At 70.8% G+C, this 23,730-nt stretch carries 24 protein-coding genes; 16 read left to right on the plus strand and 8 right to left on the minus strand.

Translation table 11 applies throughout. From position 1 onward, the window contains the following. Nucleotides 1-167 precede the first annotated feature (167 nt). Genes AB0B64_RS53605 through AB0B64_RS53650 form a run of 10 tightly spaced genes read left to right on the plus strand, consistent with a single transcriptional unit; the run spans nucleotide 168 to nucleotide 9,860 of the window. Entirely contained in the window at nucleotides 168-1,196 is a 1,029-nt protein-coding gene (locus tag AB0B64_RS53605; RefSeq protein ID WP_357959453.1) for a LacI family DNA-binding transcriptional regulator, read from the plus strand. Next, nucleotides 1,193-2,101 carry a sugar ABC transporter permease gene (locus AB0B64_RS53610; protein WP_357959456.1) on the plus strand — a complete coding sequence of 303 codons (909 nt, stop codon included), beginning with the start codon at nucleotides 1,193-1,195 and terminating at the stop codon, nucleotides 2,099-2,101. Before AB0B64_RS53605 ends, AB0B64_RS53610 begins: the two co-directional genes overlap by 4 nt. Then, nucleotides 2,098-2,916, plus strand: a complete 819-nt coding sequence (locus AB0B64_RS53615; protein ID WP_357656572.1) for a carbohydrate ABC transporter permease — start codon at nucleotides 2,098-2,100, stop codon at nucleotides 2,914-2,916. Before AB0B64_RS53610 ends, AB0B64_RS53615 begins: the two co-directional genes overlap by 4 nt. Before the next feature lie 9 nt (nucleotides 2,917-2,925). Continuing rightward, nucleotides 2,926-4,239, plus strand: coding sequence for a sugar ABC transporter substrate-binding protein (locus AB0B64_RS53620; RefSeq protein WP_357959459.1), 1,314 nt, complete (start codon nucleotides 2,926-2,928; stop codon nucleotides 4,237-4,239). After that, on the plus strand, nucleotides 4,236-5,198 hold the full coding sequence (locus AB0B64_RS53625) for an ADP-ribosylglycohydrolase family protein (RefSeq protein ID WP_358201351.1): 963 nt from the start codon (nucleotides 4,236-4,238) through the stop codon (nucleotides 5,196-5,198). Before AB0B64_RS53620 ends, AB0B64_RS53625 begins: the two co-directional genes overlap by 4 nt. 6 nt (nucleotides 5,199-5,204) lie before the next feature. Then, entirely contained in the window at nucleotides 5,205-6,173 is a 969-nt protein-coding gene (locus AB0B64_RS53630) for an ADP-ribosylglycohydrolase family protein (RefSeq protein WP_357959465.1), read from the plus strand. Then, entirely contained in the window at nucleotides 6,170-7,309 is a 1,140-nt protein-coding gene (locus AB0B64_RS53635) for an ADP-ribosylglycohydrolase family protein (RefSeq protein WP_357959468.1), read from the plus strand. The genes AB0B64_RS53630 and AB0B64_RS53635 overlap by 4 nt, the downstream gene beginning before the upstream one ends. 40 nt (nucleotides 7,310-7,349) lie before the next feature. Beyond that, nucleotides 7,350-8,684: an ADP-ribosylglycohydrolase family protein gene (locus AB0B64_RS53640; RefSeq protein WP_357959471.1), complete on the plus strand. Its 1,335-nt coding sequence runs from the start codon at nucleotides 7,350-7,352 to the stop codon at nucleotides 8,682-8,684. Next, nucleotides 8,681-9,565, plus strand: a complete 885-nt coding sequence (gene rbsK / locus AB0B64_RS53645; protein ID WP_358201359.1) for a ribokinase — start codon at nucleotides 8,681-8,683, stop codon at nucleotides 9,563-9,565. Before AB0B64_RS53640 ends, rbsK begins: the two co-directional genes overlap by 4 nt. A gap of 19 nt (nucleotides 9,566-9,584) precedes the next feature. Continuing rightward, complete coding sequence (locus AB0B64_RS53650; RefSeq protein ID WP_358201365.1) at nucleotides 9,585-9,860, plus strand: hypothetical protein; 276 nt, start codon at nucleotides 9,585-9,587, stop codon at nucleotides 9,858-9,860. Nucleotides 9,861-9,913: 53 nt separating this feature from the next. On the opposite strand, the gene AB0B64_RS53655 is transcribed toward AB0B64_RS53650, so the two are convergent. Then, nucleotides 9,914-10,324: a hypothetical protein gene (locus tag AB0B64_RS53655; protein WP_358201370.1), complete on the minus strand. Its 411-nt coding sequence runs from the start codon at nucleotides 10,322-10,324 to the stop codon at nucleotides 9,914-9,916. 339 nt (nucleotides 10,325-10,663) lie between these two features. Here AB0B64_RS53655 and AB0B64_RS53660 point away from each other — a divergent pair, with 339 nt between their 5' ends. Then, the gene (locus AB0B64_RS53660; RefSeq protein ID WP_358201378.1) at nucleotides 10,664-11,383 is read left to right on the plus strand and encodes a DUF5753 domain-containing protein; all 720 of its coding nucleotides are present in this window, start codon (nucleotides 10,664-10,666) and stop codon (nucleotides 11,381-11,383) included. Then, nucleotides 11,370-11,594, plus strand: coding sequence for a DUF397 domain-containing protein (locus tag AB0B64_RS53665; RefSeq protein WP_358201384.1), 225 nt, complete (start codon nucleotides 11,370-11,372; stop codon nucleotides 11,592-11,594). The genes AB0B64_RS53660 and AB0B64_RS53665 overlap by 14 nt, the downstream gene beginning before the upstream one ends. A 43-nt stretch (nucleotides 11,595-11,637) precedes the next feature. Here AB0B64_RS53665 and AB0B64_RS53670 read toward each other — a convergent pair whose 3' ends face one another. Together AB0B64_RS53670 and AB0B64_RS53675 are read right to left on the minus strand one after the other, a co-directional pair. Next, nucleotides 11,638-12,909 (minus strand): esterase-like activity of phytase family protein, encoded by a 1,272-nt coding sequence (locus tag AB0B64_RS53670; protein WP_358201390.1) that lies wholly within the window; start codon nucleotides 12,907-12,909, stop codon nucleotides 11,638-11,640. Nucleotides 12,910-13,078: 169 nt separating this feature from the next. After that, nucleotides 13,079-13,774, minus strand: coding sequence for an FCD domain-containing protein (locus AB0B64_RS53675; RefSeq protein ID WP_357959491.1), 696 nt, complete (start codon nucleotides 13,772-13,774; stop codon nucleotides 13,079-13,081). Nucleotides 13,775-13,980: 206 nt separating this feature from the next. Here AB0B64_RS53675 and leuA point away from each other — a divergent pair, with 206 nt between their 5' ends. Further along, the gene (leuA, locus tag AB0B64_RS53680) at nucleotides 13,981-15,657 is read left to right on the plus strand and encodes a 2-isopropylmalate synthase (RefSeq protein ID WP_358201545.1); all 1,677 of its coding nucleotides are present in this window, start codon (nucleotides 13,981-13,983) and stop codon (nucleotides 15,655-15,657) included. On the opposite strand, the gene AB0B64_RS53685 is transcribed toward leuA, so the two are convergent. Both AB0B64_RS53685 and pyrF read right to left on the minus strand, forming a co-directional pair. Beyond that, nucleotides 15,654-16,553, minus strand: a complete 900-nt coding sequence (locus tag AB0B64_RS53685; protein WP_358201395.1) for a hypothetical protein — start codon at nucleotides 16,551-16,553, stop codon at nucleotides 15,654-15,656. The two genes, leuA and AB0B64_RS53685, sit on opposite strands and share 4 nt — an antisense overlap. Before the next feature lie 146 nt (nucleotides 16,554-16,699). Then, on the minus strand, nucleotides 16,700-17,506 hold the full coding sequence (pyrF, locus tag AB0B64_RS53690; protein WP_358201402.1) for an orotidine-5'-phosphate decarboxylase: 807 nt from the start codon (nucleotides 17,504-17,506) through the stop codon (nucleotides 16,700-16,702). 136 nt (nucleotides 17,507-17,642) lie between these two features. Between pyrF and AB0B64_RS53695 the strand changes: the two genes are divergently transcribed. Then, nucleotides 17,643-18,119, plus strand: coding sequence for a DUF2283 domain-containing protein (locus AB0B64_RS53695; RefSeq protein ID WP_357959500.1), 477 nt, complete (start codon nucleotides 17,643-17,645; stop codon nucleotides 18,117-18,119). Between the two features lie 13 nt (nucleotides 18,120-18,132). Here AB0B64_RS53695 and AB0B64_RS53700 read toward each other — a convergent pair whose 3' ends face one another. Beyond that, nucleotides 18,133-19,146: a substrate-binding domain-containing protein gene (locus AB0B64_RS53700; protein WP_358201411.1), complete on the minus strand. Its 1,014-nt coding sequence runs from the start codon at nucleotides 19,144-19,146 to the stop codon at nucleotides 18,133-18,135. 66 nt (nucleotides 19,147-19,212) lie between these two features. Here AB0B64_RS53700 and AB0B64_RS53705 point away from each other — a divergent pair, with 66 nt between their 5' ends. Next, nucleotides 19,213-20,010, plus strand: a complete 798-nt coding sequence (locus AB0B64_RS53705; RefSeq protein ID WP_358201415.1) for an HAD-IIB family hydrolase — start codon at nucleotides 19,213-19,215, stop codon at nucleotides 20,008-20,010. Nucleotides 20,011-20,102: 92 nt separating this feature from the next. On the opposite strand, the gene AB0B64_RS53710 is transcribed toward AB0B64_RS53705, so the two are convergent. After that, a complete protein-coding gene (locus tag AB0B64_RS53710) occupies nucleotides 20,103-22,337 on the minus strand; it encodes a hypothetical protein (protein WP_358201420.1) in 2,235 nt (744 codons plus the stop codon). 269 nt (nucleotides 22,338-22,606) lie between these two features. Between AB0B64_RS53710 and AB0B64_RS53715 the strand changes: the two genes are divergently transcribed. After that, nucleotides 22,607-22,978 (plus strand): hypothetical protein, encoded by a 372-nt coding sequence (locus AB0B64_RS53715; RefSeq protein WP_358201426.1) that lies wholly within the window; start codon nucleotides 22,607-22,609, stop codon nucleotides 22,976-22,978. A gap of 22 nt (nucleotides 22,979-23,000) precedes the next feature. On the opposite strand, the gene AB0B64_RS53720 is transcribed toward AB0B64_RS53715, so the two are convergent. Continuing rightward, on the minus strand, nucleotides 23,001-23,699 hold the full coding sequence (locus AB0B64_RS53720) for an endonuclease V (RefSeq protein ID WP_358201432.1): 699 nt from the start codon (nucleotides 23,697-23,699) through the stop codon (nucleotides 23,001-23,003). Nucleotides 23,700-23,730: the final 31 nt, after the last annotated feature.

The following is a 23,730-nucleotide window of genomic DNA, read 5'->3' on the forward strand; positions in this document are numbered from 1 at the left end:
GCTACGAGCGCCGCCTGGTTCCGCCCCGGAGCCAGGCGGCGCTCGTTGACCTCGCGTTATGTGATCGTGACTTGACCCCATGCGTAACGTGCATGTTTCATGTCCCACACGCCGTAAACGTTTACAGCGATTTTACGGATTCGTTCGACGCGCATGGAGGGACAGCCTTGGCCGACGGACCCACGATCACCACGATCGCCGAGCGCGCGGGCGTCTCCATCGCCTCGGTCTCGCGGGTGCTGAACGGCCTGCCGACCAGGCAGGAGACCGTGCGCAAGGTGATGGCCGCCGCCGACGAACTCGGCTACGTGCGCAACGCCGTGGCCAGGTCGCTCAAGTCGCGCCGCACGCACCAGGTCGCCTTCGCCATGGCCGACATCGGCAACCCGGCCTACCTGGCCATGCTGCGCGAGATCCAGCCCGTGCTCAAGGCGGCCGGCTACCGGCTGGTCCTGCACTCGACCGACGCCGTCGCCGCCGACGAGATCGACGTGCTGCACAGCCTCGGCGAGCGCTACGTCGACGGGCTGATCATGAGCCCGCTGCGCGTCACCGAGGCGCACCTGCGGATGCTCGCCACCGCCCGGGCGCCCGTCGTGATCATCGGCTCGGTGCCCGACGGGACGCCGGTCGACAACGTACGCGCGGACTCACGTACCGGCGTCAGGCTCGCCATCGACCACCTGCACATGCTCGGCCGCCGCCGGATCGGCATGGTCAACGGCCCGCTCGACACCGTGCCGGGTGCCGCCCGCGGCGCCGCGTACCGGGAGGCGCTGGCGGCGGTCGGCCTGCCGTACGAGGAGAAGCTGGTGGAGATCGGCGACTTCTACCGTGAGGAGGGCCGTCGCGCGGTGGCGACGCTGCTGCGGCGGGCGCCCGACATCGACGCGCTGATGTGCGCCAACGACCTGATCGCGCTGGGCGCGCTCGACGTGCTGCGGGCGGCGGGCAAGCGGGTGCCGCAGGACGTCGCGGTGGTCGGCATGGACGACACCGACCTGGCCGCCGCCTCCTGGCCGTCGCTCACCAGCGTCTCGCTGGGCTCCGCTGAACGCGGCAAGGCCGCCGCCGAGCTGCTGCTCGACCGGCTGCAGAACGGCGATCGCGAGCCCCGCCTGGTCACCGTCCTGCCCCGCCTGGCGGTCCGCGCGTCCACGGCGGGCGAGGCGTCCGAGGGAGGAAGGTCTTCATGACGGCGACCGCGACCAGGCCCCCGCAGACGCGGCGCAGGCGACCCAGCGGCGTCTCACGGCAGACCCGCGAGATGTGGGTGCTCATGCTGCCCGCGCTGGTGCCGGTCCTGCTGTTCAGCGTGGGCCCGCTGCTCTACGGCATCGGCCTGGCCTTCACCGACGCCGAGTCTGGCCGCAACCACGTCACCAGCTTCGTGGGCCTGGAGAACTTCGGCACGCTGCTGGCCGACGAGGACTTCTGGGCGTCGATCAGGATCGGCCTGATCTGGGCCGTGTCGGTGACCGTGCTGCAGTTCCTGGCCTCCCTGGGGCTGGCGCTGCTGCTCAACCAGAAGCTGTGGTTCAGAGGGCTGGCCCGGGTGCTGGCCGTGGTGCCGTGGGCGATGCCGCCCGTGGTCATCGGCCTGATGTGGCGGCTGGTCTACCACCCCGACGCCGGGATCGTGAACACCACGTTCGGCACCGACATCAACTGGCTCGCCGACTTCTCCTGGGCACTGCCCGCCATCATCGTCATGGGCGTCTGGAGCGGCATGCCGCAGACCACGGTCGTCCTCCTGGCCGGTCTGCAGGGCATCCCCAAAGAGCTCTACGAGGCCGGCGAGGTCGACGGGGCGGCCACCTGGCGCAAGTTCTGGAGCATCACGCTGCCGCAGCTGCGGCCCGTGATCGTCACCATCACCTCGCTCGACTTCGTGTGGAACGTCAACCAGTTCACCCTCGTCTACGTGCTGACGCAGGGCGGGCCTGGCGGGCGGACCAGGCTGCCGATGCTGTTCGCCTACGAGGAGGCGTTCCGCTACGGCTTCTTCGGCTACGCGGCGACCATGGGCGTCACCATCGTGATCGTCGTGCTGGCCCTGCTCGGCTTCTATCTCTGGCGGCAGATGCGGGAGACGTCATGAAGAAGATCCCGCAGTACGCGGCACTCCTGGCCTACATGGTCTTTCTGGCCTTCCCGCTGGTGTGGCTGCTGTCCACGGCGCTCAAGACGCCGCAGGAGATGGCCAACCTGCACCCGACGTGGATCCCGGACCGGCCGACGCTGGCCAACTTCAGCGACGCCTTCGGTGAGCAGGACCTGGTGGGAGCCGGGCTGCGCAGCCTGATCGTGGCCCTGTCCAGCTCCGTGCTGACGGTCGCCGTCTCGCTGCCCGCCTCCTACGCGCTGGCCCGCTACAAGGGCGTGCTCAAGCGGGTGGCGCTCGGGTGGGTGCTGGTCAGCCAGGTGTTCCCGTTCATCCTGATCATCATCCCGCTGTTCATGGTGCTCAAGCAGCTCGATCTGGTGAACACGCTGTTCGGCCTGGTGGTCGTGCACGTGACGTTCACGCTGCCGTTCGCGCTGTGGATGCTCCAGGGGTACGTGCGCTCCGTGCCGCGCGAGCTGGAGGAGGCCGCGGCCATGGACGGCGCGACCCGCCTGCGCTCGATCGTCAGCATCGTCGCGCCGCTGCTCGCGCCGGGCGTGGTGGCGACGCTGCTGTTCTCGTTCATCTCCTCGTGGAACGAGTTCCTGTTCGCGCTCGTGGTCCTCAAGGACCCCGATGTGATGACGCTGCCGCTGACGCTGGTGAGGTTCACCGGCCCTGAGGGAGTGTCGAGGCTCGGCCCGCTGGCCGCGGCGTCGCTCATGGCGACGATCCCGAGCCTGATCTTTTTCGCAATCATCCAGCGACGGCTGAGGTCCGGCCTGATGGCCGGCGCTGTGAAGGGCTAGGAGGCTCTTATGCGTATCAAATCCGCGTTGGCGGCGGCGGCGATCGTCGCGCTGGCCGCCGGGTGCGGTGGGGGCGGTGGCGACGCCGGCTCCGGCGAGTCCGCCAAGCCCGGGGAGCCGGTCAAGCTCAACTTCCTCAGCCTCGCCTGGCAGAAGGAGTCGGTGGCGGCCAACAAGCAGCTCGTCGACGAGTGGAACAAGGCCAACCCGACCATCCAGGTCACCTACGTCCAGGGCAGCTGGGACAACGTCAACGACCAGCTCGTCACCTCCTTCGAGGGCGGCGACCCGCCGGACGTCATCCACGACGACTCCCCGGCCCTGTCGGGCTTCGCCTCCAAGGGCTACCTGCTCGACATCAAGGACAAGGTGCCCGCCGACCTCAAGAGCGACATCCCGCAGCCCGCCTGGGACACCGTCACCTTCGACGACGGCAAGGGCAACCAGGGCGTGTACGGCGTGCCGTTCCTGCAGGAGTCGCAGGTCATCATCGCCAACAAGAAGCTGCTCGACGGCGCCGGCGTGCGCATCCCCACCTCCGACAACCCGTGGACGTGGGACGAGTTCGCCGAGGTCAGCAAGAAGCTCACCAAGGGCGGCTCCTTCGGCGTGGCCTGGCCCATGAAGTCGCCGGTCAACAAGACGCTGAACCTGGCGCTCAACTTCGGCGGCACCTTCTTCCAGACCACCGACGGCAAGACGACCGTCAAGGTGGGCCCGGAGGAGAAGCAGGTCCTCCAGCGCATCCACGACCAGCTCTACAAGGACAAGTCCGCCGACACCTCGGCGCTCGGCATGGGCACCGCCGACCCGCTGCCCGGCTTCTTCGCCGGCAAGTACGCGATGCTGCCGGTCGGCGTCTACCTGCGCCAGCAGGTCGTCGAGCAGGCCCCCAAGGGCTTCGACTGGGTCACCCTCCCGCCGCTGAAGGGCACCACCAGCGACCAGGGCGCGGTCTCGCAGACCCTGTCCGTCGCCGCCGACAGCAAGCACGCGGAGGAGTCGCTGAAGTTCATCTCCTTCTTCCTCAACGGCACCAACCAGGCCAAGCTCGCCAAGGGCGACTGGCTGCTGCCCACCTCCGCCAAGGCCGCCGCCGACCCGGCGATGACCACCAAGGAGAACGGCTGGGACGTGGCCACCGCCTCCGCCAAGAACCTCGTCGTCGCGCCGTTCCTCAAGGTCAACGGGTTCGACGAGTGGAAGAGCAAGGTCGCCACGCCGGTCCTGCAGCAGTACTTCGCCAACAAGATCTCGATCGACGACGCGGCGGCGAAGCTGGTGGCGGACGGCAACAAGGTGTTGGAGCGGTACCAGCGGTGACTTATCGGGACAGGGCCCGGGGGTGTCTGCTCGGCCTGGCGGCCGGCGACGCCCTCGGGGCGCCCGCGGAGAACCTCACGCCGGCGGAGATCCGCCGGCGGTGGGGCCGGCTCACCGAGATCGAGGGCGGGGGCACGGACGACACCGAGTACGCGATCTTCGCCTCCTCGCTGCTGGTACGGCACGGGCACGCGCTGACCTCGGGCGACGTGGCCCACGCATACCGTACGGAGATCATCCCCCGGGTGACCGGGCCGATGCGCGGGGCCGGGTTCTCCGAGCTCGGCACCGTCGAGGCGCTCAGGCGCGGGCTCGAACCGCCGCTGACCGGGCTCGTGCACCAGCATGGCTGGTCCGACGGGCTGGCCATGCGGGCGGCGCCGTACGGCGTGTTCTGCCCCGGCGATCCGGCGGAGGCCGCCCGGCTCGTCGAGGAGGACGGGCGGGTCAGTCAGTCGGGTGAGGGTGTGCTGGGCGGCCGGGCCGTCGCCGGGGCGGTGGCCGCCGCGATGACCGGGGCCGCCCCGCACGAGGTGGTGGCCGCCGCGCTGGCGGTGATCCCCGCGGACTCGTGGACGGCCCGCGACATCGTCCGGGCACGCGACGTGATCACTTCGGGCCAAGACGAGCCGCATATCGTCGAAGCGCTTCACCAAGCCGTGGTGGTCCAGCACTACCCCTGGACCGATGTGGCGCCCGAGGCCGTGGCGCTCGCCCTCGCCGCCTACCTGGCGGGCGGCGGCGACGTCGAGGCGACTATCACCTTCGGGGTGAGTCTCGGCCGCGACGCCGACACCATCGGCGCCATCGCCGGCGCCATCGCGGGTGCCGGGCAGGGGCGGGACGGCGTACCGGAACGCTGGGCGAGCAAGATTGGCCCCGTGACGGGCAAATGCCTGCCCGTCGTGGCCGGCAGGCACGTGCTGGACGTCGCCGACGAACTGGCGGAAGGACTGTAGGAACTCATGTCGGGGGACAGGATCGCGGGAGCCTTCGTCGGGCTCGCCGTGGGAGACGCCGTGGGCTGGCCCGCCACCAGGCACCGGTCGGCGCTGCACGCGCCATGGAGCAGGCGGCTGCTGCGCGAGCTCGACACGTTCGCGGAGGAGCACCGGGTGACCACGTTGCCGGTGCCGTTCGCGCTGAACCAGCCCGTGGCGCCGCTGGCCGTCGGCCCGTCCGACGATGCCGAGTGGCTGGCCTGGACGGTGCGTACCATCGACCGGCCGCGCGCCGAGGCGTTCGGCGAGCTGGTGGGCCGCGACGACATCCGGGCGCGCATCTCGGTGGCCACCGCGCTCGGCAATCTGGCCAAGGGCGTCGAGCCCCCGGCCAGCGGCCACGACAATCCACACCATTTCGACGACGCCGCTGCCGTCAGGGCCGTCGCCTTCGGCGCGCTCGGCCGTGACCCGGCCGAGGACGCCCAGGTGACCAACGCCGGTGACGGGCTGCTCGGGGCCCTGGCCATGGCGGCCGCGGTGGCCGAGGCGGTGGCGACGGGCTCCGCCACCGCGGCGGCCGAGGCGGCGCTGGCCGTACTGCCGCCTGACAGCGCTATCGGGCACAACGCCCGGCTGGCGCTGGATGTGGCGCGGAAGGCGGGCGACGCGTTCGCCGCCGTGCCCGCGCTCGACGCCGCGCTGCTCGACCACGTCTACAGCTACGGGGTGGGCGCCGCGCAGACGGTGCCCGTGGCGCTGGCGCTGGCCGAGGTGGCGGGCGGTGTCCTGAGCTCGGCCGTACCCGCCGCCGCGTGCCTGGCCACGCTGGCCGACTCGGCGCCCGCGCTCACCGGGGCGCTCACCGGAGCGTGCGGCGGGCTCGACGCGATCCCGGAGGGGTGGACCGCGTCGGCGCGCACACTGGCAGGCTGCTGTCTGCCGGAACTGGCAGGAAAAGATCTCATCGAACTCTTGGAGGAACTCGCATGACGCCGCTTGAGGACAGGGCGACCGGCTGCGTGGCGGGGGCGGCGGTCGGTGACGCGCTGGGCGGCGCCACCGAGGGCTGGACTCCCGAACAGATCACCACCAGGTACGGCGGGCACGTGGAGGGCATCGTGCCCCCGTACAACGAGGACTGGCGCAACGCCCGGCCCATCGCCCCTTACCACAAGGGCGACGGCCACATCACCGACGACACCCTCATGACGCACGCGCTCATCCGCGTCTACGAGAAGGTCGCGGGTCACCTCGGGGCGTACTCGATGGCCGAGCACTTCGTACCCGAGCTCATGGGTGAGCGCCGGTGGATCCCCGAGCTGGAGGCCGAGGCGCTGCCGCTCCAGCGGATCTTCCTGGCCGAGAAGTGGATCGTCGCCCGGCTGCACTACGGCCACGTGGACCCGCGCGAGGCCGGTGTCGGCAACATCGTCAACTGCGGCGCGGCCATGTACGTGGCGCCGGTCGGCATCGTCAACGCCGCCGACCCCGACGCCGCCTACGCCGAGGCCATCGACCTGACCGGCGCCCACCAGTCGAGCTACGGCCGGGAGGCGGCCGGCGTCATGGCGGCGGCCGTCGCCGAGGCCATGCGGCCCGGCGCGACCTTCGACTCCGTGGTGGCCACCTGCCTGCGGCTGGCCAAGGACGGCACCAGAGCCGCCATCGAGGCGGTCTGTGAGGCGGCCTCTGGGCTCGGCCACTGGGACGGGTCGTTCGAGACGCTGCGGGCGGCCATGCGGCCGTTCGACACGGTCGCCGACACCTACCGCGACCAGGGGCTCGGCGCGCGGCGGCCGAGCCGGGTGCACAGCATCGAGGAGCTGCCGCTGGCGCTGGGCTTCCTCGTGGTGGCCAAGGGCGACTACCGCGACACCGTGCTCGGCGGCGTCAACTACGGCCGCGACGCCGACTCGATCGCCTCCATGGGCGGCGCCATCGCCGGCGCCCTGGGCGGGCTCGGCTCGATCCCGGGCGAGTGGGTCTCACAGGTGGCCGAGGCGAGCCGTACCGACCTGGAGGCGCCCGGCCGGGTGATCGCCGAGGTCGCCCGCCGGGTGCACGCCGACGACGCGGCCCGCCGCCGCGCCGTCGAATCCGCCTTCGCCGCCCTCGACAGCCAATGATCCGCCTCAGCCGAGCGCGGTCGGAAGGGCCGGTGGGCCGATGATCCGCCTGACCTGGGTGCAGCCCGAGGACCTGGTGGGCCATGAGCTGCGCCAGGCCGCCGAGGACGGCAGGGACGTGCGTGACATCGCCGAGCGGTGGCACGCCGCGGGCGGCCACGACGCCCCGCCGCGCGCCGGAGCCTCCGAGCCCGGCGCGCTCAGGCTGCGGCCGCTCGCCGAGGACCTGCTGGACGAGCTGGCCGCCATCCCGTCACCACTCGACCTCGATGAGCCGTCCGACCTGCCCGCCATCATCGCCGCCTGCCCGAACTGGCCCGCGCCCGCCGTTCTCCGGGAGGTCGATCCGGGCCGCGTGCTGGGGGCCTGGCAGGGCAGGGCGGCCGGCTGCGTGCTCGGCAAGCCGGTCGAGAAGATCCCCCGCGCGGGCATCAGGGAGATCGCCGAGGCCACCGGCAACTGGCCTATCACCGGCTGGTTCACCGCCAAGGGCCTGCCCGCCGACATCGCCGAACGCTGGCCGTGGAACCGGCGCAGCGCCGTCAACTCGCTGGCCGAGAACATCGACGGCGTCCCCGAGGACGACGACCTGAACTACCCGCTGCTCGCCCTGTCCGTCCTGGAACGGCACGGCCGCGGCTTCACCACCGACGACGTGGCCAAGCTGTGGCTCGACGAGCTGCCCGCCGGCCGTACGTTCACGGCCGAACGGGTCGCCTACCGCAACCTGCTGGCCGGGGTGGAGGTGCCGGAGACGGCGACGTACCGCAACCCGTTCCGCGAGTGGATCGGCGCGCTGATCAGGACCGACGTGTACGGATGGGTCAATCCCGGCGATCCGGCCACCGCGGCCGAGTACGCCTGGCGCGACGCCCGCCTCACCCACACCGCGAACGGGATCTACGGCGCCATGTTCGCCGCCGCCATGTGCGCGAGCTCCCTGGTCGCCGCCTCCGCCGCCGAGGTGATCGAGGCCGGGCTGTCCGTCGTCCCGCCGCGATCACGGCTCCACCAGGCGGTACGGCAGGCGGCAGAGGACGCCTCGGCGGAGAGTGACTTCGAGCGGGTCGTCGACCGGCTGCACGAGCGGCACGGCGCCCTGCACTGGGTGCACACGATCAACAACGCCGCCCTGGTCGCCGCCACGCTGATCCACGGCCGGGGCGACTTCACCGCCACCATCGCCGGAGCGGTCGCCGGCGGCTGGGACACCGACTCGGCGGGCGCCACGGCCGGGTCCGTCGCGGGCGCGCTGAACGGCGGGGTTCCGGAGCGGTGGAGGATGCGCGACACCCTGGCCAGCAGCCTGACCGGCTTCGATGGGGTGGGGCTGGGCGATTTGGCGCGCCGTACACAGGAGATGATGAGGGCATGATCTCGGTCTTCGGCAGCGCGAACATGGATCTCGTCGCCTACGTGTCCCAGGCCCCTAAGCGGGGCGAGACGGTCACCGGGCGCGGATTCCGTACCATCCCCGGCGGCAAGGGCGCCAACCAGGCCATCGCGGCGGCCCGCGCGGGTGCCGTGGTGGCGTTCCTGGGGGCGGTGGGCGACGACGGCTTCGGCACCGAGATGCGCACCACCCTGGCCGCGGCCGGAGTGGAGGTCGCCCAGCTGCGGCAGGTGCCCGGTCCGAGCGGCATCGCGCACATCGTGGTCGACGACGAGGGCGGCAACTCGATCATCGTGGTGCCCGGCGCCAACGGTACCGTCACCGGGCCCACCGAGGACGACGTCGCGGTGATCGCCGGTTCACGGGCGCTGCTGCTCCAACTGGAGCTGCCCATGGACGCGGTGGTCGCCGCCGCGCAGGCCGGGCAGGTGTCGGACGTACCGGTGATCCTCACCCCCGCGCCCGCCCAGCCGCTGCCGGACGCGCTGCTCGACGCGGTCACGCTGATCGTCCCGAACGAGCACGAGGCCGCCGACATCACCGGGACCGACTCCGCCGAGGCGGCGTTGGAGGCGCTGCTCGCGCGGGTCCCTGAGGCCGTCATCACGCTGGGTTCCGAGGGGGCGCTGTACGGCTCACGGTCGGGCGAGCGGCTGCGCGTACCCGCCGTGAAGGTGAAGGCGGTGGACACCACGGCGGCGGGCGACACCTTCGTCGGCGCGCTCGCGGTCGCCCGCGCCGAGGGCCTTCCCGCCGCCCCCGCCCTCCGCTTCGCCTCGGTGGCGGCGGCGCTGTCGGTGCAGCGCGAGGGCGCGAGCACGTCGATGCCCAGCCGCGCGGAGATCGACGACTCGCTCGCCTGATGCTGGGCAGGTGGGGGTCATGAATGAAGACCTGCCCGATGCGGTGAACCGGGATGGTGGCGAGAGCGACGTGGTGGCGGAGCGGTCAGGGGCCTGCACCCCGAGGGCGCCTCGCCCCGTACCCGCCGATTGGCCCGACACCGACACGAACCCCGCGATCCCCACGCCCGAGATAACCGCCCCCGAGACTGAGGCCGAGGCCACAGTTGACGCCGAAAGGCGTGCAGAAACCGGCGAAGAGGCTGGCGACGGCGCCGAAAAGGAGGTGCGGCCCGAAGCGGGTCCCACCGGCTGACGGCAACCCTTGCCGCACCCCGCCGTCAAAAAGGCCAGGACCGACGGCGGGGATCAGCCGGGGATCAAAGCGGCGGCTTTTGCCGGTTTTCCCGACGGGACGATATAGCGAATGTCCGGCATCAAGCCGTTATTTGCTCCGATTCGCGCCACTTCAACGACATACGCCGCTGACCGGTCGGCGGCTATGCGGACCGTGGCGACCCGCCACCCTTGGGGAGCGAAGACCACGAGTTCCGGGGGATACCGATCCAGGCTGCTGAGCGCGTCGGCGGGAAAGGGCGCGGAGCGGAGCGTGAGCTTGAGCCACTCGACGACGTAGCTGTGTATCCCGCGCCTGGTCAGCAGTTCGCGCAGCTCGGCCAGGGCCTGGTCATGCTCGGCCGCGGCACTTTCGCTGATCGGCGAATGGCGTGGATGAGGTTCTGAGGGTTCGGTCGTTTTCCCCAGCGGTTCGCGAGTCATTCCCTGTCACCGTCCATGTTCTGTCCGGAATGCGGCGGGCTTATCCGGTTTATTAACCAGACAGGATGCAGCGGACATGTCCGGAGGGCCTGTCTGTGCTCCGAGAAACATCGCCAGAGTGCCGCTTCCCGGCTAGCTTTGTATTCGGCAAGCAACTGTTCGTATCCAGACAGTCGCGGTGCGTCTTTGTGTGTGCGATGTCGGGAAGAACGGTCCGGAGCATTTCGAGGAGCGTGGCATGTCCGTGGATGAACAGGCCCTATCCCCAGACGAGCAGAACTCCTACGGTGCGGTCCTCAAGGAAGCCCGAATGGCGGTCGGTCTCTCTCAGATGGCCATATGGCGCTGATCCCGTGCAGCGAGAGCTTGATCGGCCTGATCGAGCGCGGCAAGCGCAACCCGACCCGGCAATTCACCCTCGCGGCCGAGACGGCCCTGGACCTGAATGGGGAATTGCTTCGGCTGCTGCCCATCAGCAGGATGTCGGGGCCGAAGTGGTTCAGAGAGTGGCCAAAGGTAGAAGAAAACGCCCACACCATCCGAACCTGGCAGCCTCTTGTCGTTCCGGGCCTGCTGCAGACGGCCGCGTACGCGCGAGCGATCCTCTCCGCCGAGCCAGGAGTCACCCAGGACTGGATCGAGGAGGCCGTCGCGACCCGGCTTCAGCGTCAGGCGGTGTTCGACCGCGACAAGCCGCCGATGTACTGGGCGCTGCTCGACGAGTGCGCTCTGATCCGCCCCATCGGGGGCGCCGAGGTCATGCGGGAGCAGCTTGAGCACTTGCTGAAGATGATGGTCACCCCCTTCGTCTCGATACAGATCGTCCCCCTCGGAGTGGGGGCTACGCCGGGCCTGCTGGGTGGCTTCGCCCTTGCTCAAGGCCCTGGCATGCCGGATCACATCTCCCTCGAAGACGCTGCACATGGCTCCGTATCGGACCGCGAGGAGGTGGTGCGAAGAGTTAGTGTCAGATACGACGCGATTCACAAATGGGCGCATCCCATACACACAAGCGAGCGACTAGTGCGTGAGGTGGCGGCAAAGTATGAAGATCAGTGACGAGCTGCGCGCCGAATTGATGGCCGCGGAGTGGACGAAATCCACACTCTCCGGCTCCAGCGGAGGCGACTGCCTCTACGCGGCCAAACTGAGCGGCGACCGATACGCGCTCAGGGACTCCGAGCAGCCCGACGTCGAGCCGCTGATCTTGCGAGGTGGCGTTTTCCGCGCCTTCGTGGGCGGCGCGAAACTGGGCGAGTTCGACATCTGACTTCCCAAGTGGAGGCCCCGGCAATCCGGGGCCTCCACGTCCTTTAGCGAACCGGGCGCGGCAGGCGGATGGTGAGGATCCGGCTGGGAACGCCGCTGTCCACCAGCCGCCCGTCCGCCCCGAACTCACCGAGCCCGAAGTCGTTGTCATTGGCGACCACGAGCGTCCGCGGGTCGAGCAGGGCGATGCCCTCGACCTTGCCAGGCAGAGTGGGGGCGACCTCGGACAGGTCGGCGACGAGCGACTTGGCCGCGACCTTGACATCCCCCAGGTCGGCCAGCGCCTCCAGCGACGGCGCGGTGGCCGGGTCGTCGTACCGCCCGCCCAGCAGGTTCGTGGCCTTGGCCAGGTCGATCTGGTAGATCCGGGCGACATTATCGGTCCGCTCGTCCACCAGCAGCCGGCGGCCGCCCACGTACGCCAGGCCGGAGACCTTCATCTCGCTCTGGTCGCCGTTCACCTTCGGGTCGAAGGTCGTGACGTCCTCGAAGCGGTAGGCGTACTCTCCGGTCACCCGCGCCGCGCGGATGCTGAAGGTGAGGATCCGGCCGACGCGGGAGGATTTGCCGGTCTTCTTGTCCGGATTGGCCAGCGGGCTCTGCACCGCGAGGTACAAGGTGTCGCCGTCGATCGCCAGCCCTTCGAACCCGCGGTTCTGCTGGCGGGAGGCGAGGATGGCCGGCAGCGTCTCCTTGACCGGGTAGTCGGCGCCGGTGAGGTTGAGCCCCTTGGGGACGTAGCGCGCCAGCACTCGCCCCCGCTCGGAGACGTGCAGCAGCGACGGTCCGTACTCGTCGACCAGCCAGAAGTCGCCGCGCGTGGTCCGCACCAGGTCCTCGGTGTCCACCCCGCTCGGGTTGTACGGCAGCGCGGTCCGGCCGTCCCAGGTGTAGGGCACCTCGTCGTGGCCGGCCTGGTTGCTGAGCCCGGTGATCGGCTTGCCGGAGGTGCCGACCAGGGGGACGTACTTCTTGATCTCGACGCCGAACCGGGTGGCCACCTGCACGATCGCGGGGGCGAACTCCGGTATGGGAAACGTGCGCCGCTTGTCCGCGCCCACCTGCCCGTTGGGGCCGCGGTCGGTGACCATCCAGTAGTCCCCGCGCCGCCCGGCCGGGAACAGCCCGCTGCCGACCCCGCCCAGCTTGACCCCGCGATCGTCGGCGATGGACCGCTGCAGGTCCTTGAGGGGTACGGGCGGGATGCTCACGTCCTTGACCACCACGGGCCGCGGCGCGGCCTCGGCCAAGGAGGGGGCGGCGGTGACCGCCGGGCCCACGACGAGCGCCAGACCCACGAGTACGGGACGGAACATGGCACGGCCTTTCACACCGGCGAATACGAGCGTCCTGACCCTAATGACGTCAAACGTCCATTTGCTGAAGCGCCGATGAACAGGCCCACCCGAAGTCGCGACGGGCCGCCGCACAGCGGCAGCACCGTTTGTCCTGTTGGTTGACACTCCCGATGGACCGAGCCGATTGTCAGACGGCGTTGCGATGAAGCATGGCCAGCGTCTGTTCGAGCTCCGCCTGGAGGATGTCGCTCGCCGCCTGCCCGTCCCCCTCCCGGATGGCGGCCACCAGCGCGGCATGCGCGTCGTCGCCGGGATTGGGCTCGGTCTCCCGCAGGCCGAGCAGCTCCACCACGTCCACCAGCCGACCCCGCAGCGCCGGGGCGAACTCGGCGAACAGGTCGTCGAGCACCGGGTTGCGCGCCGCCGCCACGACCGCCGCGTGCAGCGCGATGTCCGCGTCCACGAACCCCGCGTCACCGCCCCCGGCCGCCGCCCGCCGTGCTTGCAGGGCCGCCTCCAGTGAGGCGAGGTCCTCGTCGGTACGGCGGGCCGCGGCCAGGCGGGCGGCCTGGGTCTCGACCATCATCCGCACCTCGTAGACGTCGGTGATCGCGGCCCGGCGCAGACGGGTGGGCCAGTCGGCGGCCGGTTCGGTGGCGATGACGAACACCCCGCTGCCCTGGCGGGCCTGCACCAGCCCGGCGCCCGCCAGCGCGCGCAGCGCCTCGCGGACCGTGGAGCGGCCCACGCCGAGGGTCTTGGCCAGGGCGTTCTCGCCGGGAAGCCGGGTGCCGACCGGCCAGTGGCCGCCGGTGATCTGCTCGCGCAGGTGCTCGGTGGCCTGTTCGACCAGAGGGCTGGGACGGAGGGTGCCGAGCGGCATCGCGGATGAACCTCTCAGGTTGTCTGAGGACCTGTGTTGTGGTTAGTGTACCCGGCATGACGTCACGTGGTCTCCTTCTCGGCCGCCGCGGCGGGGCCTGAATCGACCGGCACCCCGCCGCGGTGGCTCCGCAGTGCCGGTCGAACCCCTGAGAACGACCGGAAGGAAACCCCGTGCACGACTGGAACCGGCAACGCCCCAGCGCCATGCCGTACCACCGCTACCAGCCCGCCCACCGCCGCGTCGAGGTGCCGCTGACCGAGCGCGGCTGGCCCGCGCGGCGCATCGAGCGGGCGCCGCTCTGGGTGCCCGTGGACCTGCGCGACGGCAACCAGGCGCTGGCCGAGCCGATGGACCCGGCGCGCAAGCGGCGGATGTTCGAGCTGCTGGTGGCCATGGGCTTCAAGGAGATCGAGGTCGGCTACCCGTCGGCCAGCCAGACGGACTTCGACTTCGTCCGCGACCTGGCCGTGCCGGGGGCGGTGCCGGAGGACGTGACGATCGTCGTGTTCACGGCCGCCCGGCGCGACCTGATCGAGCGGACCTTCGCCTCCGTCGAGGGACTGCCGCGCGTCGTCGTCCACCTCTACACGGCGACCGCTCCCGTCTGGCGTGACGTGGTGCTCGGCCACGACAGGCAGGCGTTGCGCGCCCTCATCAAGGACGCGGCCGCGCACGTGGCCCGCCTGGCCGACGCCCGTCCGGGGCCGGCGATCAGGTACGAGTTCTCGCCCGAGGTGTTCAACCTCACCGAGCCCGACTACGTACTGGAGGTGTGCGACGACCTGACGGCCCTGTGGGACGCGAGCCCGGACCGCCCGGTCATCCACAACCTGCCCGCCACGGTCGAGACCGCCACCCCGAACGTCTACGCCGACCAGATCGAGTACATGCACCGCCACCTGGCCCGCCGCGACTCGGTGATCCTCTCGGTGCACCCGCACAACGACCGCGGCACCGGCGTCGCCTGCGCGGAGCTGGCGCTGCTGGCCGGGGCGCAGCGGGTCGAAGGCTGCCTGTTCGGCAACGGCGAGCGCACCGGCAACGTCGACCTGGTCACGCTCGCGCTCAACCTGCACTCGCAGGGCGTGGACCCGATGCTGGACCTCTCCGACATCGACGCCATCCGCCGTACGGTCGAGCACTGCAACCGGCTGCCCGTACCCGACCGCCACCCGTACGCCGGAGACCTGGTCTACACCGCCTTCTCCGGCACCCACCAGGACGCCATCGGCAAGGGCCTGGCCCACCACGCCAAGCGAGCCGCCGAGCTGGGCGTGCCCGTGGAGCAGGCGCCCTGGGAGGTGCCGTACCTGCCGATCGACCCCGCCGACGTGGGCCGCGACTACCAGGCCGTGATCCGCGTCAACAGCCAGTCGGGCAAGGGCGGCATCGCCTACCTGCTCAGCACCCACCAGGGGCTCGACCTGCCGCGACGGCTGCAGATCGACTTCTCGGCGGTCGTCCAGCGGGCCACGGACGGCAGCGGGGCGGAGGTGACGGCCGCGGAGCTGTGGCGGCTCTTCCAGGCCGCCTACCTGGAACCGGCGGACGACGGGCCGTACGCGCTCGCCGACTGGAGCACCGCGGAGACCGGGCCGGGGGTCCACGAGTTCGCCGGCACCCGGCGTGATGGCGGCGGCGAGCTGCGGGGGACCGGCAACGGCCCGCTGTCGGCGCTGGCCGGGGCGCTGGGCGGGGTCGACATCCTCCACTACGCGCAGCATGCCACCGGGCCGGGCCAGGACAGCCAGGCCGTCGCGTACGTGGAGGCGCGGGTGGGGGAGACGGTCCGGTGGGGAGCGGGCCGCGACACTTCGGTGCTGACCGCCTCCGTCCGCGCCCTCCTCGCCGCCGTCAACCGAGCGGTTTCAGTCGCCTAAGCCACGCGGCGCGGCTTGGGGACCAGGTTCAGCGTCGGGGAGAACCGTCCGTCGCAGCCCGGCACCGCGGTCACGTGCGCGGAGACCTCCGTCTCGCTCTGGACCCTGATGCTCGCGATGTAGAACGGCGTGAGCAATGTCTGCGGCCGCCTGCGACCGAGACTCAGGTAGCCGAAACGGAACCACTGCGGCGTCAGCCGAGTGTCCTCCATGCCGGCGAAGGACTCCGCTACCCGGGCGGCGACCTCCCGCGCCGCCTGGATCGGCGTCCGCACCCCGGGCTCCGCGACCGTCGCGCCGCCCCCGTCACCGGCGAAGCGGCGGGTCGACACGCTCAGCGACGTCACCCCGCCGCTCGCGCCCAGCTCCACAGTGGACGACGCCCGGCCGTACACCGGAAGATCACGTACGTAATGCCGGAACGAGCCGAGCGCCCGGCACAGGCTGGGCTCGGTCCAGCGCTCCCCGGCCGCCGCCTTGACCCGCCAGAGGCGCTCGAACGCCAACTCGTCCTCAGCCGGTACGAGGGACGGCAGCCCGATCCGATCCCCGGCGGCGCGCAGCATGCCGGTCAGCTCCGCGTCACCGGGGTCGTTCTCGAAGAGGTCCTCGGACGGCGGCAGGTCGAGATGCACGGTCATCGAGCCCGACGCGTGGAATCCCACGGCCCGCAACCGGCCCGGCAGCCACACCGTGGTCCGATCCTGGTGGGTCACCGTCTCGAAGGAGATGCCGTCGCGCGGACCGGCGACGGCCAGGACCAGCTCCTCCAGGCGGCGCTGGACCGCGCTCGGCTCGGGCACGGCGAGCCCCAGCACGCTCACCGTGGCGGGCACCTCCCCGGCCATCGAGGCCAGCTCTTCGGCGAGATCGTCGGCGTATGGGAAAGCGGACATGAAGGCTCCTCGGCTCCGGCCGTTCTGATCAGCCCAGGACCTGCGGGGCTGAGGTCACCGCGGCAGAACCTCAATGATCAGTACGCCGGAGCACGAGCCGCGTCAGGACGGAACCTAGGGATGTCCCTAGTCCGGGAGCGAGCCCGTCAGGAGGACAGGTGGCGGGCGCAGTCGTCGCGGTAGCGCTGAACCAGCTCGCGGATCCGCTCCGGGTCGGCGAGCACGGCCCGCGACACCGACGGGACGACCGCCTGCCGTACCGGACCGAACAGCCGGGCCAGGTCGGCCGGAGCGGCGCCCTGCGCGCCCAGGCCCGGCGCCAGGATGGGGCCGTTGAGCTGCTCCAGCGGATGCTCCAGCGACGGCAGGGTGGCGCCGATCACGACGCCGACCGGACCCAGGGGGGCGCGGCCCGCGTTCGCCGCCGCGGCGCCCGCGAAGATCTCGCCCGCGACCGCCGTCTGCAGCGCCACGGCCTCCGGGTTGGAGGTGCGCGCCAGGACGAAGACGCCGGCGTCGTTGGCGATGGCCGACGTGATCGCGCCCGCCAGCGAACCGAACCCGAGGTAGGGGCTGAGCGTCACGGCGTCGACCGCGAGCGGGCTGCCCCGGTCGAGGTACGCCTCGGCGTAGGCGGCCATCGTGCTGCCGATGTCGCCCCGCTTGACGTCGAGGATCACCACCGTGCCCGCCTCACGCAGGTCGGCGATGACGCTCTCCAGCACGGCGATGCCCCGGCTGCCCCAGCGCTCGTAGAACGCGGACTGCGGCTTGACCACCGCCGCCACGTCGCCGATCGCGTCGACCACCGTACGGCTGAACCGCTCCAGCCCGGCCGGGGAGTCGTCGAGCCCCCACGCGTCGAGCAGCGCTGGGCTGGGGTCGATGCCTACGCAGAGTGGGCCGTACTTGTCGAGCCTGGACCGCAACCGTGTCCCGAACGACTCATTCACCACTGGACTCCCCTCGCGACGTACGCAGACTAACGGCGCCGCTCTGATGCGGGAAAGGCTTTCGACCATGGCGGTATGGGCTGCCTCTTCTCGCCTCCAGTCTTCCAGAGTTCGCCTCCGGGGTAGATCAGCTGACATGTACGAGATCGCCCACCGCACGCTGACGCTGCGCACCGAGCCGCTACGCGAGGTCGTCGTCACGATCGGGCTGCCGATCGAGGAGCCGACGGGGGAGTGGTCGTGCCCTTACCGGATCGACGGGCTCGCCGGGTGGGAGCACGATCGCAAGGTCACCGGCGTCGACTCGCTCCAGGCGCTCGAACTCGCCATGACCATGGTGCGGGCCGCGCTCGCCGGCTCGCACGAGGCCAAGGAAGGGTTGCTGAGCTGGGACGAGGAGCCCACCGACGGACGCGAGCACACGGTGTACGTCCGGTGGGAGAAGGAGCACGACGTCGCCTATATCGCGATGAAGCACGAAATAGTGCCAGGAGAGGCGGTACGGCAGACCCTGTCGGAGGATGTCGTGCTCGACTACGCGGAGTCGGGAGAACTGCTCGGCGTGGAACTCCTCAACGCGGCCACGACGATGCCGTCAGAGATGCGCCTCTGAGTGTTCTGAGCGGTCAGGCGGCAAGGGTGGAGCCGCGTATGACGAGTTCGGTGGCGAGTTCGACGTGGCGGGAGTCGATTTTCTCGCCCGCGGCCAGACGCAGGGCGGTGCGCAGGGCGACGGCGCCCATCTCGCGCAGCGGCTGGCGTACGGTGGTCAGCTGCGGCGAGGTCATGGTGGCGATCTCGGTGTCGTCGAAGCCGACGACGCTGAGGTCTTCGGGGACACGCAGGCCACGCGCCCTGGCGGCCTGGATGGCGCCGAGGGCGCTCTCGTCGCCGGCGGCGAAGATGGCGGTCGGCGCGGGGCGCAGGTCGAGCACGGCGGCTCCTTCTTGCACCCCGTGGGGATAGCAGAAGCCCGCAGTACGGACATATTCCGGAGGTACGGGCACGCCCGCGGCTTCCATGGCGGCGCGGAAGCCATGCATGCGTGCCTGGTTGACGGCCGCGGTCGCGGGACCGCCGAGGTAGGCGATGCGGCGGTGGCCGAGGGCGAGCAGATGCTGGGTGGCGGACAGGCCGCCGGCGAAGTTGGTGCAGCCGACGCTGGTCACGGGGGCGTCCGGCAGGTTCAGGGGGTCGATGACGACCACGGGTAAACGTACTCGCGACAGCGCGGCCAGCTGGGCCTTGGTCGGCCCGTTGGTAAGAGTGATCATCGCCCGCCGCCCGGCGGCGACCAGGTCGCGAGCCCAGGAGGTGCCGCCGCCGGCCATGCCCTTCGTACCGCTGACGACGACCGCCACGCCCGACTCGGCGCCGGCGTCGATCGTGCCCTTGATGATCTCGGTGGAGTAGGCGCACATCTCGTCCACCCACATCTCGACCGTGGCCGACCCATCGGCCAGGTCCCGGGGTGACGAGCGCGGGACGTAGCCGTGTTCCAGCAGCAGGGACTGCACCAGCGTACGGGTGTCAGGCGCGACTTCGCGGCGGCCGTTGAGCACCTTGGACACGGTGGCCACGGACACGCCGGCCGAAGCGGCGACGGTGGCCAGCGTGGTACGCCTGGGACTGCTCGCCATGAATTCCTCCCTAACGCCGACATATACCCCAACGGGTCGCTCAGCCGCAGCGGATTTAATGGTGGGGTGATCGCACCCCGTATCGTGGCAACAGACCTTGACGGAACCCTCCTCGACTCCACCGGCCAAGTGTCCCCGCGCACCCGCCGCGCCCTGGGGCGCGCCCGCGACGCCGGCGCCGACATCGTGTTCGTCACCGCCCGGCCGCCACGCGGCGTGGACCCGATCGCCGCGATGGCGGACGTCACCGGCACCGCGGTCTGCAGCAACGGCGCCATCGTCTACGACCTGGACACCCGCGAGATCACCAGCACGTACGCGCTCGACCTGGCCGCCGCGAGGAAGCTGATGGAGACGCTCCGCGAGGCCCTGCCCGGTGTCGCCTTCGCGGTGGAGACGGGCCGGCACGTCCTGGTCGAGCCCGGCTACACCAGGCGCATCCTCCCGGACCTGCCCTTCACCCGCGAGGTCGTGGACGCCTGCGAGGAAGGTGAGCCGGTCGTCAAGCTGCTGGCCTGGTCGGCGACGCACGCGGTGGACGAGATGTTCACCGCCGCCGTCGCGGCCGTCGAGGGCCAGGCCGAGGTGACGCACTCGGGCGGCAGCGGGCTGCTGGAGATCAGCGCTCCCGGGGTGACGAAGGCCGGCACGCTGGCCCGGCTGTGCGAGGAGCGAGGGGTGGACGCGGCCGAGGTGGTGGCGTTCGGCGACATGCCCAACGACCTCGCGGTCCTCGCCTTCGCCGGGGCGGGGTACGCGATGGCCAACGCGCACCACATGGTGATGGCGGCCGTCGAGCGGCGCACCTTGTCCAACGACGATCACGGGGTGGCCGCGGTCCTGGAACGCCTGTACCGCTTGTGACCCCGTTGTCACTCCGCAGGTTGTATCACCGCGGCGAGAACGGTTTGCCGTGCATGTGGACGATGTCGGGCATGCGTCCGCCGGAAGGACGTTCACTTGCGGTAGACGGCCTCCTTGTCGCCGGGAGCCGGGTACGCCATGATCAGCAGTCGCTGGCCGCCCTGATCTTCGCCTTTCCACGGGAACCAGGCGTAGTGCACACGGATCCGGTAGTGGCCCGCGCGGCCGTTGAGTGACAGGTCCGGCAGTTCGGTGCCGCTGACATTGTCCGAGAGCACGATCTCTCCCGTGCTACTGCGGTAGCCGACCTCGACGACCGTGTCCCAGCCCTTGGTCTCCACGGGTGGGCGGCGCGGGTAGGTCTCGACGGTGACGCAGAGATCGAATTCGGGGTTCGTGATGACGGCCAGAGCGCCGGGTTCGGAGGAGACCAGCCCGTTGCCAGGGTCCAGGTTCGGGTCCCCGTCCTCGTTCTCGTACGTCTGCAGGACGCCGTAGTCGGTCATCTGGGGCTCTTTTATCCGGATCGCCGTGGCCGGCTTGATGCGCGGATGGTGGCGTGGCGTCGCGTCGCACATGCGTTGAGCCTCCGCCCGCATCTCCGCGATCTCCTGGTCCTGCTTGGCGCGCCCGGCCTTGACGATGGCGGCGGCGCTGGGGCAGATTTCGGCGATCATGTAAGTCAGGGTGTTGCGGTCGATCTTCCAGCGGGCCAGCTCGCGCGGGTCGTTACGCGTGTGGAGTTCGCACAGCCGGCGTCCGTAGGCGAGCACGGCCTGGTCGGGTGTGGTGGCGGTGAACCGCGCCAGGCCGGTGCCCTGACCGCGGAGGGCGCAGACGAACTGCTGCTCGGCGGTCAGCTCGGGGGGCGGCTCCGGTTGTTCCTGTTCCCAGTACGGGGGCGGATGGCATTCCTCGGCCGTGGTGGCGGGTCCGCGGGCCTGGTCCGCCGCGGGGAGAAGGCAGAGCGCCGCAGCCGAGGCGATGCCCGCCACGAGCACGTGGCGTCGGCCGCGATGGGCGGGCGGGGCGGCGTACAGGAACGTCAGGATGAGGGCGGACGCGGTGAGCGCGAGGCCGTACCACAGCGGGGAGATGCCGGTGGAGACCAGCGCGCCGTCCTTGACGAACAGGCCGGCGGGGTAGAGCGGCAGCTCCCCGAAGAGGGGGCCGGAGGCCGTCTCAGTGAACGCGCTCACGGCGGCGACGGCGGCCAGGGAGAACAGCGACAACGTCGTGGCCCGCATGAGGCGCTGGGTGCGGCGCCGGACGGCGGCCAAGATGAGCAGTGACGGGAGGCCGACGCCTACGAGGAGGTCGAGTGCGTACCAGGTGATGAGGAGTTCGGAGCTGCCGTGCTCCTGCACGATGCTCCACAACGCGTTCGTCGGCCCGAGCCAGAACGGCATTCCGTGCGCGAGATTGACGGCCGCCGGGAGCAGCGGGAGCACGATCGCCACTACGGGGAGCGGCCATCGTCTGGCGGGCGCTCGCACGGACCGCGGCCGGGGCGCCGGGGGCATGAGGCTGCCCAGGTCGTGCGCGGATCGGGCCCACCAGACCAGCCCGAAGACGGACAGCGCGCCGAGGAGTACGTAGACCAGCTGGTCCCAGGGCACCTCGCTCGCGTAGCTGAACGTCAGCAGCGAGCTGGGCCGGAGGAGCGATATGACCAACGCGACCACGCCGATCCGCACGGTCGTCCGGCTCCAGCGCGGATCCCGCGCCTGCGCCACCAGCACCGATATCGCCCACGCCGGCCAGATGAGTTCCCCTACCCCGAACAGACCGGCCATCCAGGCGGGCGAGCCGGCGCCCAGGCTCCATGTGGCGGCGGTGGCCAGGCCGTTCACCGCGTGGAGCATCCCCGTCACGAGGACGATGCGCCGCAACCATCGAAGAGTGGTGCCGCGCAGCACACGGAAGAACAGCCAGGCCGTCAGCAGCTGGATCGCTCCGGGGATCAGCTCCATCCACCAGGTGTACGGGATGGGCAGCAGCAGGAGCAGGTCGTGTCCGACGCTGACATAGAGCGTGGCCCGGAGCAGGCGGACCTCCCTGCCGTGCCGCGCCGGCTGGCCGCGCTCAGGTCCTCGCAGCACCTGCCAGTACGCCCAGGCCTGCACCGTCGCGATCAGGACCAGCAGGACCACGAGCCACCACCACGGCCGGAGGTCGTCGGCCGCGAAGTCACTCCGGTCCGCGACGACCACCCAGAGGGGGGTGATGTCGCCGGTGACCTCGACGACGACGGCGAGGACGACCACGGCGGCCAGGTAGATCATGGCGAAGACGGCCGCGATCCGGCCGAAACGGTGGCGGCGCATGAGGCTACTCCTGGGGGGCGAAGGCGCCCAACCCTAACGAGCCGCCGCCGAGTTGATCAAGAATCGGTTGGGTAACGAGCCCCGGGGCGGCTGCTCTGCTCGCTGCCCCGTTCACGGCGGCGTCCGCATCGGCAGGGCCCGGACGTCAGTGAAGGGGCGGGCCTCGCCGTGTACGCCTTCTGGCGTACAGAGGATGACGACGGGCGTCGGATGCCGCGCTGTCGTGACCGCAAGATCCTTGAGACCTCACGAGGTCAAAGGAGAAGCGAGTGGTAACTCAGGCCGCCAAGGGGAGCGGATATCTGACCACGTTCAAGATCATTGTCGCACTGAACGCGCTGGCGGTGCTCTTCCAGGCCGTGACGGCCGGCCAGTTGCTCAGCGGGGCGTCGGCAGGGTCGCACGGTATGGGGGCCTTGGCCGTACACGTGCTGGGGCTGGTGCTGCTCGTCGCGGCCGTGCTGGTGTGGCGGCCGGGGCGTGGGGCGGGCTGGCCCGCGCTGGTCGGGCTGGCGATTCTGCTGCTCGGGTTCGTACAGTCGGCGGTGGGCGGGGCGGGTGTGCTGACCGTGCACGTGCCGCTCGGGATGGCGGTCTTCGGGCTGAGCGTGTGGCTGCTGGTCTGGGCTTGGCGCCGCTGAGTCGGTCACGGGTGATCGACGGTTACCGGTCGCCGTGTCTGGCCAGGTGGTCGGCCTTGCGGATGGGCTCCGGCAGGCGGTGGTACGGCGAGAGCCGCAGGACCTCGGCGCAGGCCGTGTCGAGGGTGATGCGGTGGCCCTGCGACACGTACACCGGCTTGACGTTCCGCTGCGTACGCAGGGCGCGGCCCACGGTCGAGCCGTCCAGCTCGATCGGCGTCCATGCGCCCCGAGCGGAGTCCGGGGCGTCGTGGGTGCCGACGAAGTGGGTCTTGCCCACGCCGATCGCGGGCAGTCCGGTGAGCACGCCCAGGTGGCAGGCAAGGCCGAACCCGCGTGGGTGCGCGAGGCCGTACCCGTCGCAGACGAGCAGGTCAGGGGTGACGGTGAGCCGTTCGAGCGCCTCCACCAGCGCGGGCAACTCGCGAAAGGCGAAGAGCCCCGGCACGTACGGAAACCGCGCCTTGCCACGAACCACCACTTGCTCGACCACCACGAGATCGCCCGCCATGCCCTGTGCGTGGTCGTCCGTGGCGGCGGTCGTGGAGAGCACCACCACGGCGGCGGCCACCTCGTCCTCGCCGTGGTAGTGCACGTCAAGTCCCGCCACCAACGTGAACGAGGTCGGGCCGGTCAGCTCGAGGTGAAGCCGGAGGCGCTCCTGGATCGCCTCCGCCTCCGCGGTACTCGTCGGCCAGGGGTGAAGCTGGTTTACCCGCACATGGTTCAACCTATGCCCGTCGGCTCCCGGG

This window comes from Nonomuraea sp. NPDC049129 (assembly GCF_040648495.1).
Lineage (GTDB): Bacteria > Actinomycetota > Actinomycetes > Streptosporangiales > Streptosporangiaceae > Nonomuraea.